The sequence below is a fragment of the Curvibacter sp. GW821-FHT09D12 genome, from assembly GCF_059416245.1.
The window spans coordinates 75,816-89,503 of record NZ_JBWKOU010000001.1 but is presented as its reverse complement, the minus strand read 5'-3'; the positions used below and the strand labels follow the sequence as shown (position 1 = coordinate 89,503).

The 13,688-nt window shown below is 67.5% G+C and carries 15 protein-coding genes; 8 read left to right on the top strand and 7 right to left on the bottom strand.

Translation table 11 applies throughout. The features are described 5' to 3' along the window. Positions 1–10: 10 nt before the first annotated feature. Positions 11–787, top strand: coding sequence for a UDP-2,3-diacylglucosamine diphosphatase (locus tag AC07PT_RS00445; RefSeq protein ID WP_492348798.1), 777 nt, complete (start codon positions 11–13; stop codon positions 785–787). Then, positions 784–1,647, top strand: coding sequence for a M90 family metallopeptidase (locus tag AC07PT_RS00440; protein WP_492348797.1), 864 nt, complete (start codon positions 784–786; stop codon positions 1,645–1,647). The genes AC07PT_RS00445 and AC07PT_RS00440 overlap by 4 nt, the downstream gene beginning before the upstream one ends. Here the strand turns inward: AC07PT_RS00440 and AC07PT_RS00435 are convergent. Beyond that, positions 1,631–2,323 carry an alpha/beta hydrolase gene (locus AC07PT_RS00435; RefSeq protein WP_492348796.1) on the bottom strand — a complete coding sequence of 231 codons (693 nt, stop codon included), beginning with the start codon at positions 2,321–2,323 and terminating at the stop codon, positions 1,631–1,633. The two genes, AC07PT_RS00440 and AC07PT_RS00435, sit on opposite strands and share 17 nt — an antisense overlap. Further along, positions 2,316–3,167 carry a DODA-type extradiol aromatic ring-opening family dioxygenase gene (locus tag AC07PT_RS00430; RefSeq protein ID WP_492348795.1) on the bottom strand — a complete coding sequence of 284 codons (852 nt, stop codon included), beginning with the start codon at positions 3,165–3,167 and terminating at the stop codon, positions 2,316–2,318. The genes AC07PT_RS00435 and AC07PT_RS00430 overlap by 8 nt, the downstream gene beginning before the upstream one ends. Positions 3,168–3,284: 117 nt before the next feature. Here AC07PT_RS00430 and AC07PT_RS00425 point away from each other — a divergent pair, with 117 nt between their 5' ends. Continuing rightward, positions 3,285–4,184, top strand: coding sequence for a LysR family transcriptional regulator (locus AC07PT_RS00425; protein ID WP_494655460.1), 900 nt, complete (start codon positions 3,285–3,287; stop codon positions 4,182–4,184). A gap of 18 nt (positions 4,185–4,202) precedes the next feature. On the opposite strand, the gene AC07PT_RS00420 is transcribed toward AC07PT_RS00425, so the two are convergent. Further along, the gene (locus AC07PT_RS00420; RefSeq protein ID WP_494655459.1) at positions 4,203–5,096 is read right to left on the bottom strand and encodes an alpha/beta fold hydrolase; all 894 of its coding nucleotides are present in this window, start codon (positions 5,094–5,096) and stop codon (positions 4,203–4,205) included. Between the two features lie 143 nt (positions 5,097–5,239). Beyond that, positions 5,240–5,668 carry a hypothetical protein gene (locus AC07PT_RS00415; RefSeq protein WP_494655458.1) on the bottom strand — a complete coding sequence of 143 codons (429 nt, stop codon included), beginning with the start codon at positions 5,666–5,668 and terminating at the stop codon, positions 5,240–5,242. A 159-nt stretch (positions 5,669–5,827) separates the two neighbouring features. On the opposite strand from AC07PT_RS00415, the gene AC07PT_RS00410 reads away from it, so the two are divergent. Beyond that, positions 5,828–7,633: a glutamine--tRNA ligase/YqeY domain fusion protein gene (locus AC07PT_RS00410; protein WP_494655457.1), complete on the top strand. Its 1,806-nt coding sequence runs from the start codon at positions 5,828–5,830 to the stop codon at positions 7,631–7,633. 109 nt (positions 7,634–7,742) lie between these two features. After that, complete coding sequence (locus AC07PT_RS00405; protein WP_492348790.1) at positions 7,743–8,117, top strand: hypothetical protein; 375 nt, start codon at positions 7,743–7,745, stop codon at positions 8,115–8,117. A gap of 30 nt (positions 8,118–8,147) precedes the next feature. On the opposite strand, the gene AC07PT_RS00400 is transcribed toward AC07PT_RS00405, so the two are convergent. Further along, the gene (locus AC07PT_RS00400) at positions 8,148–8,846 is read right to left on the bottom strand and encodes a DUF1345 domain-containing protein (protein WP_492348789.1); all 699 of its coding nucleotides are present in this window, start codon (positions 8,844–8,846) and stop codon (positions 8,148–8,150) included. Between the two features lie 194 nt (positions 8,847–9,040). On the opposite strand from AC07PT_RS00400, the gene AC07PT_RS00395 reads away from it, so the two are divergent. From AC07PT_RS00395 to AC07PT_RS00385, 3 genes are all read left to right on the top strand, one after another. Continuing rightward, on the top strand, positions 9,041–9,184 hold the full coding sequence (locus AC07PT_RS00395) for a hypothetical protein (RefSeq protein ID WP_492348788.1): 144 nt from the start codon (positions 9,041–9,043) through the stop codon (positions 9,182–9,184). Positions 9,185–9,201: 17 nt separating this feature from the next. After that, positions 9,202–9,819: a PAQR family membrane homeostasis protein TrhA gene (gene trhA / locus AC07PT_RS00390; protein ID WP_494655456.1), complete on the top strand. Its 618-nt coding sequence runs from the start codon at positions 9,202–9,204 to the stop codon at positions 9,817–9,819. A gap of 67 nt (positions 9,820–9,886) precedes the next feature. Continuing rightward, the gene (locus AC07PT_RS00385) at positions 9,887–11,080 is read left to right on the top strand and encodes an MFS transporter (RefSeq protein WP_494655455.1); all 1,194 of its coding nucleotides are present in this window, start codon (positions 9,887–9,889) and stop codon (positions 11,078–11,080) included. 12 nt (positions 11,081–11,092) lie between these two features. On the opposite strand, the gene ylqF is transcribed toward AC07PT_RS00385, so the two are convergent. Together ylqF and gshA are read right to left on the bottom strand one after the other, a co-directional pair. After that, positions 11,093–12,055, bottom strand: a complete 963-nt coding sequence (gene ylqF, locus AC07PT_RS00380) for a ribosome biogenesis GTPase YlqF (RefSeq protein WP_492348785.1) — start codon at positions 12,053–12,055, stop codon at positions 11,093–11,095. A gap of 70 nt (positions 12,056–12,125) precedes the next feature. Next, entirely contained in the window at positions 12,126–13,676 is a 1,551-nt protein-coding gene (gene gshA / locus AC07PT_RS00375) for a glutamate--cysteine ligase (protein ID WP_494655454.1), read from the bottom strand. Positions 13,677–13,688: the final 12 nt, after the last annotated feature.

Sequence of the window (13,688 nt, the reverse complement as noted above, 5' to 3'; positions counted from 1 at the left end):
CCCCCCCACCATGCCCCCGACCGTGCCCCGGATCGCCGAGCTTGAGGCTGCGGCGGCCTGGCGCACGGTCGATTTCATTTCTGACCTGCACCTGCACGAGGCCGAGCCCGCCACCTTCGACGCCTGGCGCCAGCATCTGCTGCACACCCCGGCCGATGCGGTGTTTCTGCTGGGTGACATCTTCGAGGTCTGGGTCGGTGATGACGCGGTGCAGCCCGGCAGTTTCGAGGCCGCCTGCCAGCAGGTCTTGCATGCGGCCAGCCAGCGCCTGGCGCTGTTTTTCATGGCCGGCAACCGCGACTTTCTGCTGGGCCCGCAATTTGCGCAGGCCTGCGGCATGACCCTGCTGGCCGACCCTTGTGTGCTGGTGTTTGAAGGCCGGCGCTGGCTGCTCAGCCATGGCGACGCCCTGTGCCTGGACGACCACGACTACATGCGCTTTCGCGCCGAAGTGCGCAGCCCCGCCTGGCAGCAGGCCTTTCTGGCCCGCCCCCTGCCCGAACGCCTGGCGCTGGCGCGCCAGCTGCGCGCCCAGAGCGAAGCGCGCAAACGCAGCGGCGACACCTATGCCGACCTGGACCCGGCCGCCACCCGGGCCTGGCTGCAGGCCGCCAACAGCCTCACAATGATCCATGGGCACACCCACCGCCCGGCCCGCCACCTGCTGGGCCAGGGCCTGAGCCGCGAAGTGCTCAGCGACTGGGACCTGCACGCGCCCGTGGCGCGTGCCGAGGTGCTGCGCCTGGAGGCCCACAGCCTGCATCGCGTCCCGCCCGCCCGACCGTGAACACCGCCCTGCCCCGCACAACCGGCCTTTGGCAGTGGCTGCGCCATTGGCTGGGCGCCCGGGTCCTGCCCCAAGCCCGCCCTGTACCCGAAGCCCTGTGGCAGGCCACGCTCGCCGCCCACCCTTTTCTGGCCGCCTTGGCGCCCGATGAACAGGCCGGCCTGCGCCGCTTGTGCGGGCACTTTCTGGCGCGCAAAGAGTTCCACGGCGCACACGGGCTGGCGGTGAGCGACGCCATGGCCCTGACGGTGGCCGCCCAGGCCTGCCTGCCCCTGCTGCATCTGGGGCCCGGTGCGGAGGCCCCCGGCGACCCGAGGGCCCTGGCCTGGTACGACGATTTTGTGGGCATCGTGCTGCACCCGGGCCTGGCCCTGGCGCGACGCGACTTCACCGACGACGACGGCATCGTCCACCAATGGCAGGAGGAATTGGCCGGCGAGGCCATGCCCGGTGGTCCGGTGATGCTGTCCTGGCCCGATGTGGCCGCCGCGGGTGACTCAGCCGCCCAGGGCTACAACGTGGTGATCCACGAGTTCATCCACAAGATGGACTTGCGCGACGGCGCAGCCGACGCCTGCCCGCCGCTGCCACCGGGCTTTCTGGGCCAGCGAGGCGGGCGCGCCGCTCGCCAGGCTTGGCTGGCCGTGCTGACGCCGGCCTGGGAGGGCTTTTGCGAGCAGGTGATCCGGGCCGAGCGCTTCGGCCAGCCCGAGCCCTGGCTGGACGCCTACGGCGCCCAGTCGCTCGACGAGTTCCTGGCCGTGGCCTGCGAGGCCTACTTTGTGAACCGGACCGAGTTCGGGCAGCACTTTCCGAGCCTGCTCACGCTGTTCGACGCTTTCTTCAGGCCAGCGCGCTGAGCCAGCGCGACAACTCGTCCAGCTCGGGCCGGCCGAGCGTGTGGCCACCCGGGAACCCTGCGCTGTGCACCTGCAAGGGCAAGGTGGCCGCATGGGCCACGATGCGCTCACTGTGAACCGCGGGCAACACCGCATCCTCGGTGCCATGGCTGACCCACAGACTGCGGCCCTGCAGGGCCTCGGCGGGGGCCTGCTCGGGCAGCACCTCGGGCAACAGGCGGCTGTGCAGCGACAGGGCCGCACGCAGGCTCTGGGGCCGGGTCAGCAACAGGCTCAGCCCCATGATGCCGCCCTGGCTGAAGCCGCCCACCACCACCCGCGAGGCGGGCACGCCCAGCTGGGTCGCCGCCCGGCTGACGGCCTGCTCGATCAAAGCCCGGCTGTGCTTCTCCTGGGCGGTGTTGATCACGCGCGAGCCATCGGCGGCCACCCCGAACTGAAACCAGGCCCAGGCATTCGGGCCCATGGGGTGCGGTGCACGCAGGCTCAGCAGGTGGTAGCGCGCAGGCACCCAGGGCGCAATGCCCATCAGGTCCTGCTCGTTGCTGCCCACGCCATGCATCAGCACCAGCAGCCAGGGCGGCTCGGTGCCCGGCGCGGCGGGGCGAAAATCAGCCTGCAGGCCCAGGTCATCAGGAAGGGAAGCCAAAGGGTTCAAAGGAGAGGTATCAGACATGGGGGGATTCTTCCAGGGTCAGGGTGTCCATGGCGAGCATGCTGTGCATGACCTCGCGGCTCACATAGTGGGGCCGGCTGGCCGCGGCGCCACCGGCGCCCAGGGCAAAGAACAACGGCAGAAAGTGGTCTTCGGTCGGATGGGCCCGCTGGGCATGGGGCGCCTGGCACCGGTAGTCGAGCAAGGCCGGCAGGTCGCCTCGCTCCAGGGCCGCCTCCACCCAGCGCGAGAACGCGCCGACGTAGGGGGCCGGTTCGCGCTCGCCACCAAAGAACTCTGCCAGGTTGTGCGTCATGCTGCCTGAGCCCAGCAGCAGCACACCTTCATCGCGCAAGGGGGCCAGGGCCTGCCCGAGGGCCAGCACCTCCGCAGGCCCCGCCGTGGCGGGCAACGACAGTTGCACCACCGGCACATCGGCCTGCGGAAACAGATGCATCAAGGGCACCCATGCCCCATGGTCAAAGGGGCGCTGCGCATCGGCCTGGGCGGGCAGACCGGCTGCCTGCAGCCGCTGCAGCACCGCTTCAGCCAGGGCCGGGTCGCCGGGCGCCGGGTACTGCAACGCGTACAGCGGGCGCGGGAAACCGCCAAAGTCATGCCAGGTGGCCGGCTGGCCGCCGGTCATCACCCGCAGCCCCTGGGACATCCAGTGCGGCGACAACACCACCACCCCGCGCACCGGCTGGCGGCGGCGCAACTCAGCGCCCAGGCGGGTCAGCGCCGGGCCGGTGTCACCGGGCTCCAGGGCAAACAAAGGGGCCCCGTGGGACACAAACAGGGCGGGCAGCCTCTGCCTATCGGATGTTTCCACTGGCTTTTCGGTGTTGTCAAATTGAGTGATCATGGTGTTAACGCTCCGGGAACTACTTTAGGCGTCGGCCATTCACAGACCAATCGGCAGCGCAACAATTGATTGTTGCGGCCCCATTGACAATCCCTCCCCACACGCCAGAGAGCCACCATGGATCAACTCCGTCAGATCGAAGCCTTCAACGCCGTCGTGCAGCACGGCAGTTTCGTCAAGGCCGCCGACCGGCTGGACCTGTCCAAGGCTGTGGTCTCGCGCCTGGTACTGGAACTGGAGGCCCGCCTGGGCACACGCCTGCTCAATCGCACCACCCGCAGGCTGTCGCTCACCGACTCGGGGGCGGCCTACCACGAGCGCTGCAAGCAGATCCTGGACGACCTGGCCGAGGCCAATGCCGAAGCCAGCGCCACCGCGGCACGCCCCACAGGCAAGCTGCGCATCAATGCACCGCTGAGCTTCGGCAACCTGCACCTGGCGCCGCTGTGGGGCGAGTTCCTCAAGCTGTACCCCGAGATCGAGCTGGACATCACCCTGAGCGACCGCGTGGTCGACCTGGTGGAGGAAGGCTTTGACCTGGGTGTGCGCATCGGCCGCCTGCAGGCCACCTCGCTGGTGGCCAGGCGCCTGGCCAGCGACCGCATGGTGCTGTGTGCCTCGCCAGGCTACCTGGCCCGCCACAGCCCCATCCAGAGCCTGCAGGACCTCAGCGAACACAGTGTGATTGCCTACTCGTACTCCTCACTGGGCGCCACCTGGACCTTTGACAATGCCGACGGCAAGTCCGAGTCAGTGACCGTGCACCCGCGCCTGTGGGCCAACAGCGGCGACACCTGCCGCGCAGCCGCGCTGGCGGATCAGGGCGTGATCATGCAGCCCGCGTTCCTGGTCGGAGAGGACGTGCGCCAGGGCCAGCTGATCGAACTGCTGCCGAACTACCACCGCCCGCTGCTCGACATTCACGCCGTGTACCCCAGCCGCAAGCACCTGTCAGGCAAGGTGCGGGCCATGGTTGATTTCCTGGCCCAGGCCTTCATGCAGCCCGGCTGGGCCTGAGCCTGAACCGGCTCACCGTCAGGCCAGCGCGTTCATCAAGGCCGCATGGAAGGCCTCGGGGCGCTCGAACTGCACCCAGTGGCCCGCGTCCGGGATCAGGGCCATGCCCCTGAAATCACGGGCAGAGGCTGCAAAAGCGGCCTCCAGTTGGTGGATCCAGCTTTTGTAAAGCGCATCGTGGGCGCCGTAGATGGCGTGCACCGGGCAATTCAAGGCCGGCAGTGAACGCGCCAGGATGTCGGTGTGCGCCAGTCGCCGGCGTGGCAGGCGGTCGCGCATCACGTTGGCCACATGCAGTTGCAGCGCGAGGCCCTCGAGGCCATCAATCAAGGCCGTGTCATGCAACATCAAGGCGGCCAGGTTGTAGCGGTGGATATCGGCCTGCGCCGCCACGTCGGGCAGGTGCCGCCAGGCCTTGAGCTCGAACTGGCGCTGCGGCACCACCCCCATCGCAGGCGCCCCCACCAGCACCAGACGCGAGGCGGCGTCCGGGTGGGCGGCCAGCAGCAAGCCAGCCGTCATGCCCCCAAACGAGAAGCCGATCAGTTCGCAGACGCGATCGCCGAGCAAGGTGCGCAAACCCTGGTACAGCGGCTCGACCATGCTGTCGGCATCGCCGCCGAGCGGCGACACCGCGGAATCCCCAAAACCCGGCAGGTCCGGCACCCACAACTCGCGCCCTTCTTGCAACAGGGGCTCGATGTTGCGCACAAAGTGGGTCCAGCTGCCGCTGCCGCCGTGGAACAGCACCAGGGGCGCCACGCCCGCACGGGGTTCACCCCAGACATGCCAGACCAGCTCCCCTTGGCCGCAGGGGGTGACGCAACGGCGCGCCTGGGCCCCCAGGCGACGCACCAGCTCGTGCAGGGGTTGATCGGGGCTGGCAGCGTTGGGGAACAGTTGATCCATCATCAGGGGCTCGCAAAAACAGGTTCAGGGGCCGGCCAATAGAGTGCAGGCCCCTCTCATCTCCTATTTTGCCGGGCTTTGCCCCGGGCCGGGGGACCCGGCCCACCCCGCCGCTCAGCCCCCTCGACCGACTCACTGCGCCCGGTTCAGCGCCAGCCGTGGTGGTGGTGGAAATGACCCCAGCCGCCGCCATACACCACTGGGGGCATGTAGACCGGGGCCGGGCGGTAATAGCTGCCGCCGCCGTAGTAGACCGGCGCCGGGGCGTAGGTTACAGGCGGCGGCGCATAGGCCACGGGCGGGGGAGCATAGACCACCGGGGGGGCGGCATAGGCCACCGGCGCCGCATAGACCGGTTGTGCCCCCACATACAGGGCCCCGCCGTTGGACACCCCGACGCTCACACCTGGAACACCCACGCCCACCGCCCAATTGACGCCGTGGGCCTGGGCAGGCGTGGCCATGGACAGGAAAGCCAGGGCGGCCAGGCTGCAGCCTCCGGCCAGGGCACGCGCGCAGCGACTGAAGTTGCGCGTCACCGAGCGGACATCCGGGCGGACATTGAGGTTTTGCATGGCAGTCTCTCCTTCAGATCAAATAGCGATTCGGGGCGACCAAAGGCGGCCCTGAACCCCACAACGCGGCATGTGCCGGCTTCGTTGTCAGGTCATCGCCCTCTATTTGTTTCCAGGCGTTAACCAAGCCCCGTGGGCGCGCCCGCCTAAAATGGACGGATGAGTTCGAACACCCCCACCTCCGATTCCCCAGAGTCCGCCAAGCCCAGCCATTTCCTGCGCCAGATCATCGAACACGATCTGGCCCAAAAAACCTATGCCCAGCGTCATTGGGGCGGTACGCCGGGTGACGGGGCGCACCATGCCGCCGGCCCGCTGGATCCGGCACCGGTGCGGCTGCGCTTTCCGCCCGAACCCAATGGCTACCTGCACGTGGGCCATGCCAAGAGCATCTGCCTGAACTTCGGTCTGGCCCGCGACTACGGTGGCGTGTGCCACATGCGCTTTGACGACACCAACCCTGAAAAGGAAGACCAGGAGTACGTTGACTCCATCCTGGATGCCGTGAAATGGCTGGGCTTCGGCTGGGACAGCGCGATCGACGGCAAGACGACCTCGCACCTGTACCAGGCCAGCGACTACTTCGGCTTCATGTACCGGGCCGCCGAGGCCCTGATCGAGGCCGGTCACGCCTATGTGGACGAGCAAAGCGCCGAGGACATGCGCGCCAACCGGGGCGACTTCAGCAAGCCAGGGGTGGACAGCCCCTTCCGCAGCCGCACGCCCGCTGAAAACCTGGCGCGCTTCCGCGAGATGCGCGATGGCCAACTGCCTGACGGTGCTGCCGTGCTGCGCGCCAAGATCAACATGGCCTCGCCCAACATCAACCTGCGCGACCCGGCCATCTACCGCATCAAGCATGCCGAGCACCACAACACCGGCAACACCTGGTGCATCTACCCGATGTACACCTTTGCGCACCCGATCGAGGACGCTCTGGAAAACATCACCCACAGCATCTGCACGCTCGAGTTCGAAGACCAGCGCCCGTTCTACGACTGGTTGATGGAGCGCCTGATTGAAAGCGGCCTGCTGGTCTCGCCGCCGCCGCGCCAGTACGAGTTCTCGCGCCTGAACCTGACCTATGTGATCACCAGCAAGCGCAAGCTGGCCCAACTGGTCAACGAACACCATGTCAGCGGCTGGGACGACCCGCGCATGCCCACCATCGTGGGCCTGCGCCGCCGCGGCTACACACCCGAGGCCATCCAGCTGTTCTGCGAACGCATCGGCGTGACCAAGGACTACAGCTGGATCGACTACAGCACGCTCGAAGGCGCCCTGCGCGACGACCTGGACCACAAGGCGGCCCGCGCCATGGCTGTGCTCGACCCGGTGAAGCTGGTCATCACCAACTGGGATGCCCTGATGGGCGCCGGCACGCTGGACGCCTGCAGCGCGCCGGTCCACCCGCATCACCCCGAGTTGGGCCGCCGCGAATTCCAGTTCGGCCGCGAACTCTGGATCGAGCGCGGCGACTACGAAGACACCCCGCCCAAGGGCTACCACCGCCTGTACCCCGGCAACAAGGTGCGCCTGAAGTACGGCCATGTGATCGAATGCAAGGGTGCCCTGCGTGACGCCGAAGGCCGCATCACCGAGGTGCAGGCCGAGCTGGTGCCCGACACCAAGAGCGGCACCCCTGGCGCCGACGCGATCAAGGTCAAGGGCGTGATCACCTGGGTGGGGGCTGCCGATGGCGTGGCCGCCGAGATCCGGCTGTACGACCGCCTGTTCAGCGAAGCCCAGCCCGACGCCGGCGGCAAAGACTTCCTGGCCAGCCTCAACCCCAACAGCCTGAGCGTGGTGCAAGGCTTAGTGGAGCCTGCCCTGGCCGCCTGCGCCGCAGGCACCCAGTTCCAGTTTGAGCGCCATGGCTACTTTGTGGCCGACCGGGTGGACCACCAGGCCGGCAAGCCCGTGTTCAACCGCGCCGTCGGCCTGAAAGACAGCTGGGGCAAGTAAACATACACCGGCTTGTCCGTTTTTCCCGACACTCTTGAGTCAGGTCAATGGACAGGCCCGGGTTTGCCCCGGATGATCGGGTTTGTAAATTTTTGTTACCAACTCGATCATGATCTCCACTTTCAAAACCCTCGCTCTGTCTGCCCTGCTGTTGGCTGGTGCCACCGCCTCGATGGGCGCCCACGCCGGGGCTGCCGACTTCACGCTGGTCAACCGCACCGGCTACTCGATCTCTGAGGTCTACGTCTCGGCTGCCAACAAAGACGCCTGGGGCAAGGACCGCATGGGCGACGGCACGCTGGACAACAGCAAGGCCAAGCTGTTCCGTTTCTCGGATGCCGCCAACTGCGTGCAGGACATCAAAGTGGTGTTCGAAGACGATGGCTCTGAAGTGGTGTGGGAAGACATCGACCTGTGCGAAGTGCACAAGATCACCCTGCGCTACAACCGCAAGACCCGCGTGGTCTCGGCCGAGACCGAATAAGTCGGCTCCCACCGCCGCTGGCAGGCGGGGCTAGAACAGCCCCGCCGCGATGTTGATCATCATCGCCAGCACGGTGGTGTTGAACAGAAACGACAAAATGCAGTGCACGGTACCAATGCGGCGCATGGCCCGTGAGCTGAAGCTCACATCGGCCGTCTGCCCCGAAGTGCCGATGACCGCCGCGAAATAGAAGAAATCGCTGTACGCCGGAGCTTCGTCGCCCGGAAACAGCAGCCCGGGCGGATCGCCCCGCCACTGGGCCGCATGGAACTGGTGCGCGTAATGCAGCGCAAACATCGTCTGGGTGAACAGCCAACTGCTCAGAATCGTCAGCACCGACAGGCCGATGTGCCAGGCCCGGGTGGCCCCCTCCAAGCCCTTGGCCACCGACAACTCGGCCACGATGGACAGCAGGCACACCACCGCCGACAGCACCACCAGGGCCAGGATGGTCATCTCGCCCTCGTCCTGGCGCAACGCCCGATGGCGGATCTGCTCCGGCTGTGCCCCACTCATCATGTGCAGGGCCAGCAGCAGGTACAGAATGGCCCCCGCGTTCCAGCCCATCACACAGGCCGTCAAGGTGCGCATGGGCATGAACAACGCCAGCGCAGCGGCCACCACCAGGCCCAGCCCGATCGAGCTGAACAGCCTGGGCCGCACCCGCACCATGAGTGACAGGCGGGTCAACAGACGACGACGCGATGGGGAGGGTGAGGACAGGTTCATGGCGGGACCGGAAGCACTGAGAACAGGCGAAGCAGGCCCGATCATGCCCCAATCCGCGCCGCAACCCTGCCCGGATCCCGCGCCTGATCCTGCGCAAACAAAGGCCGAAAGGCAGCCCCACGGCGCGGATGCCCTTTCGCCATGCCTTACCATGCAGCCTCAGGCGTCACTCCGATGCCTGCCACGGAGGCACCATGGCCAAAGGCGAGCAACGCAGCAACAAGATGGCGAAGAAGCCCAAGAAGGACACTTCGACCACCAGCAAACCCTCGGTTTCTGACCGGCCCATGCCTCCGGTCACCACCGTGATTCCGCGCGGCAAGGTCAAGGACAAATAAGCCCTGCCCGACAGACGATGTACCCCGGAGAGCGCCTCAACAGCAGCACCCACCTGATCGGCACCGTGCTGGCCATCGCCGGCCTGGTGGCGCTGGTGGTCATGGCCAGCCTGCAGGCCGACCCCTGGAAGATCGTGAGCTTCAGCCTGTACGGCGCCACCCTGGTGCTGCTGTACGGCGTGTCCACCCTGTACCACAGCGTGCGCGGGCGGGCCAAAGCCTGGCTGCAGAAATGTGACCACTCGGCCATCTACCTGCTGATTGCCGGCAGCTACACGCCATTTTCATTGGTCACCCTGCGCGGGCCCTGGGGCTGGAGCCTGTTCGGCGTCAGCTGGGGCCTGGCCCTGTTCGGCATCGTGCAGGAACTGACCCTGGGCCGGCGCACCCGCGTGCTGTCCATGCTGCTGTACGTGGTGATGGGCTGGCTGGTGCTGGTCGCGGCCCAGCCCCTGGTGGCGGCCCTGCCGCTGGGTGGGCTGATCTGGCTCGCCCTGGGCGGTGTCTGCTACAGCGTGGGCATCTACTGGTTCATCCATGACGAGAAGATCCGCCACGGTCACGGCATCTGGCACCTGTTCGTGCTGGCCGGCAGCGCCTGCCAGTTCATCAGTGTGGCGGCCTATGTGGCCTGATTCTTGAAAGACCCGGGCATCCCCCCTGCGGCCTGGCAGTGGGTTCAACCCTGAATGCCTGCCCTGGATGCCTGCCTTGATCCCGAAAGCGCCCTCTCCCCTGAGCCTGCCCGTGCTGCTGCTGATGTCAGTGGCCGCAGGGCTGTGCGCGGGCGGCAATTACTTCAACCAACCCCTGCTGCATTCGATCGCTCTGGGCCTGCAGGTGAGCGAGGCGCAGGCGGCCCTGACCGTCACCCTGGCCCAGGTGTCGTATGCCCTGGGCCTGTTGCTGCTGGTGCCTCTGGGCGACATGCTGGAGCGGCGGCGCCTGGCCGTCACGCTGATGCTGCTGGCGGCCGCCGGCCAGTTCATCAGTGGCTGGGCCCCCAGCCTGCCCTGGCTGGCGGCGGGCACGGTGATGGCCGGCCTGTTTTCGGTGGCGGCCCAGGTGCTGGTGCCCATGGCGGCCACACTGGCCGCCCCCGGGCGCAGCGGCTGGGCGGTGGGCGTGGTCATGAGCGGCCTGCTCACGGGCATCCTCGGCGCCCGCAGTGCGGCAGGCCTGCTGTCTGCGCTGGGCGGCTGGAGCACGGTCTACAAGGTGGCAGGGGGGTTGATGCTGGTCGTGGCGCTGGCCCTGTGGCGCCAGTTGCCCACGTCGCGCAACGAGGGGCAGGTGAGCTACACCCAGGTGCTGCGCTCGCTGGGCACCTTGCTGGCCCGCCACCCGCGCCTGCGCAGCCGCTCGCTGATCGGCGGCCTGGCCTTTGCGTCGGTCAGCGTGCTGTTCTCGACCATGGCGCTGCTGCTGTCGGGCCCCGCCCACGGCCTGAGTGACAGCGCCATCGGGCTGTGCGGCCTGGTGGCTGTGGCCGGCGCTCTGATGGCCAGCGTGGTGGGCAAGCTGTCGGACCGGGGCTGGGCGGAGGCCACCACGGCGGTGGCAGCCGCGCTGTTGCTGCTGGGTTGGGGCTGTCTGTGGCTGGGTGAAGCCAGCCTGCCCTGGTTCCTGGCCGGTCTGCTGCTGGTCGACCTGGCCTTGCAGGGCATGCACATCAGCAACCAGAACGTGGTGTATGGCCTGGAGCCCCCGTCACGCTCCCGCCTGAACGCGGTCTACATGACCAGCTATTTCATCGGAGCCGCCTCGGGCTCGGCCCTGGGCTCGCTGGCCTGGCAGCACGGCGGCTGGCACAGCACCTGCACCCTGGGCGCCGGGTTGGCCCTCAGCACCTGGGCCGCGCTGGGACTGGACCAGCGGCTGGCGCAGCGTCGCTGAGCCCAGGACGACTCACCAGCGCTGCTGGCGGGTCTTGCGCCCGGGCGCCTTGCGGGCCACGTCAAAGGCCTCTTTGCGGGCCGTGCGTTCGGCGTCAAGTTGCTTGCCCTCGGCCAGCCAACGCGCAAATTCCTCAGGATTTTCCAGGCTGATCCGGCCCAGGATGCCGGTGCGGAAGTCGGTGATCACGATCTCGGCAGCTTTCTGCTCGTTGATGCGACCGCCCGCCAGCAAGGCACCCCGCTTGCGCCCGATGGCCACCAGCAGGTCTTCGTCCGACATCCCGGCCACGCTGCCGGGGGGCAGGCCCAATTGGTAGCGGGCCTCGAGTGCGGGCGCATAGTGCTGTTTCAGGTAGCTCAGCAGCTCCAGCGCCACCTCGGCATCATCAAAGGCATTGCGCCCCACCGCGCCACTGGCGGCCAGGTTGTAGCCACTCTGGGCCACGATGATGCGCGGCCACAGCACGCCTGGCGTGTCATACAGGTAGAAGCCGTCTTCAAGCACATAGCGCTGCTCGGTCTTGGTGACGCCGGCCTCGTCGGCCGCCTTGGCCGACTTCTTGCCCACCAGGGTGTTGATCAGGGTCGATTTGCCCACGTTGGGGATGCCGCAGATCAGCACCCGCATCGGCTTGGCGAGACTGATGCCCCGGGTGGGCGCCAGCACGCGACAGGCCTCAACCAGCGCACGCGCCGGAGCCGCGTTCTGCTTGTCCAGGGCGATGGCCCGGGTGCCCGGCTGGGCGTTGTAATGGGCCAGCCAAGCCTCGGTGTGCACCGGGTCGGCCAGGTCGCTCTTGTTGAGCACCTTGAGAGCGGGCTTGACCGCCGTCAGCCCCACCAGCATGGGGTTGGCACTGGAGCCCGGCAGGCGGGCATCCAGCATCTCGATCACCACATCGATTTCCTTGATGCGCTCCCCGATCGCCTTGCGCGTGAGGTGCATGTGACCGGGAAACCACTGGATGGCCATGAGAGGGCTTTCTTGCTGTGCGAACGGGACGAACGGGGGCGCAATTCTAACCAGGCACCGCCCCAAGAACCTACCCAAGCACCGCCGCAGCCGGCAGCTGCAGGCCCAGCCGGTCTGGCGACACGTATTGCTCGCGGTAGGCCTCGAAGCTCAGCACATCGGCCGCCTCGATGGCGCGCTGGTCGGCCACCGACTTCTGGCTCAAGGCCAGGAAGCGGGCCTGCTGCTCGAACGACCAGGGCTGGGCCAGCAAGGTGTCGCGGGTGGCCAGCGATCGTTCACGCACAAAGCGCACAAAGCTGTTGTCGCAGGCGGCCATGCTTTGCAGCACACGGGCCGACGGGGTTTGCGTGGGATCGGCCAGCAAGGCGTGCGCAGCCTCCACGGCCTGGCTGTAATCCGTGCTGCGGTGCGCCGCATCCAGGGCCGCGGCCATGGGCTCGCACTGGGCCAGGATCTCGCGCCCCCAGTCGACCAACGACTGCTCACCACCGGCCCGGCGCAGGGTCAGGCCGGGCTCGCGGCCGCGGGCAGCGGTGTGGTGCTGGTTGTGCTTGAGTTCGGCGATCTCGGCCGGGGTGTCCGGCGGGCTGTCGGCCAGCAAGCACTGCAGCAGGAACACATCCAGGAAGCGCATGGTCTGCGCCGTGATGCCCACCGGCACAAAGGGGTCGAGATCCATCAGGCGCACTTCCACATACTCGACACCGCGCTCGCGCAGCGCATGCAGCGGGCGCTCACCCGGGAAGATGGTGCGCTTGGGGCGGATGGTGCCGTAGAACTCGTTCTCGATCTGCAGCAAGGTGGTCGAGAGCTGGTTGTAGTCACCCCCCGGGTTGCGGATGCCCACCGTCTCGTAGGCCGGGTAGGGGCGGGTCAGGGCCTCGTGCAGCGAGGCGGCATAGCCCTCCAGGCTGTTGTAACTGACGGCCAGCGTGGCCTGGGCATCGCTTTGGTAGCCCAGTCGGCCCATGCGCAACGAGGTGCCATGCGGCATGTACAACGCGCTGTCGCTGAGGGTCTGCAGTTCGTGCTCGCGCCCGCTCACAAAGGTGGGACACAGCGCCGGTGAAGCCCCGAACAGGTACAGCAGCAAAAAGGCCTGACGGCGGAAATTGCGGATCAGGCCGAAATACTGCTCGCTGCTCACCCCGGGCAGCGACCAGTTGTAATGGATGCCCGAGATGGTCTGCATGCGCCGCCCGTAGCGGTGGCCCAGGCCCATTCGGTACACGCTCTTGGCGCGGCCCACGTTGGAAGAGCCGTAACGCGCCAGCGGGATGGTTTCATCGGTGGGCAGGCCGCAGGGCATGCTGGAAACCCACAGCATCTCGTCGCCCTGCTCGCGCAGCACGCGGTACACAAACTGGTGCACCTGGGTGAGTTCATCCAGGCAGTCCTCCACCCGGGCGTGGGCGCTGGTGATCAGTTCGACCTGCGACTCGCTGTAATCGGTGGTGATGGACGGGTGGGTGAGCGCCGAGCCCAGAGCCTGGGGGTGCGGCGTCAGGGCCAGACCGCCTTCGGGCAGGGCCCGCAGGCTTTCTTTTTCAATGCCACGGCGGATGCCGCCCAGTCGTGCGGGGGTCAGGGCGTTGAGGCGGGCCTGCAATGAGCTCATGTCGGGGGACCT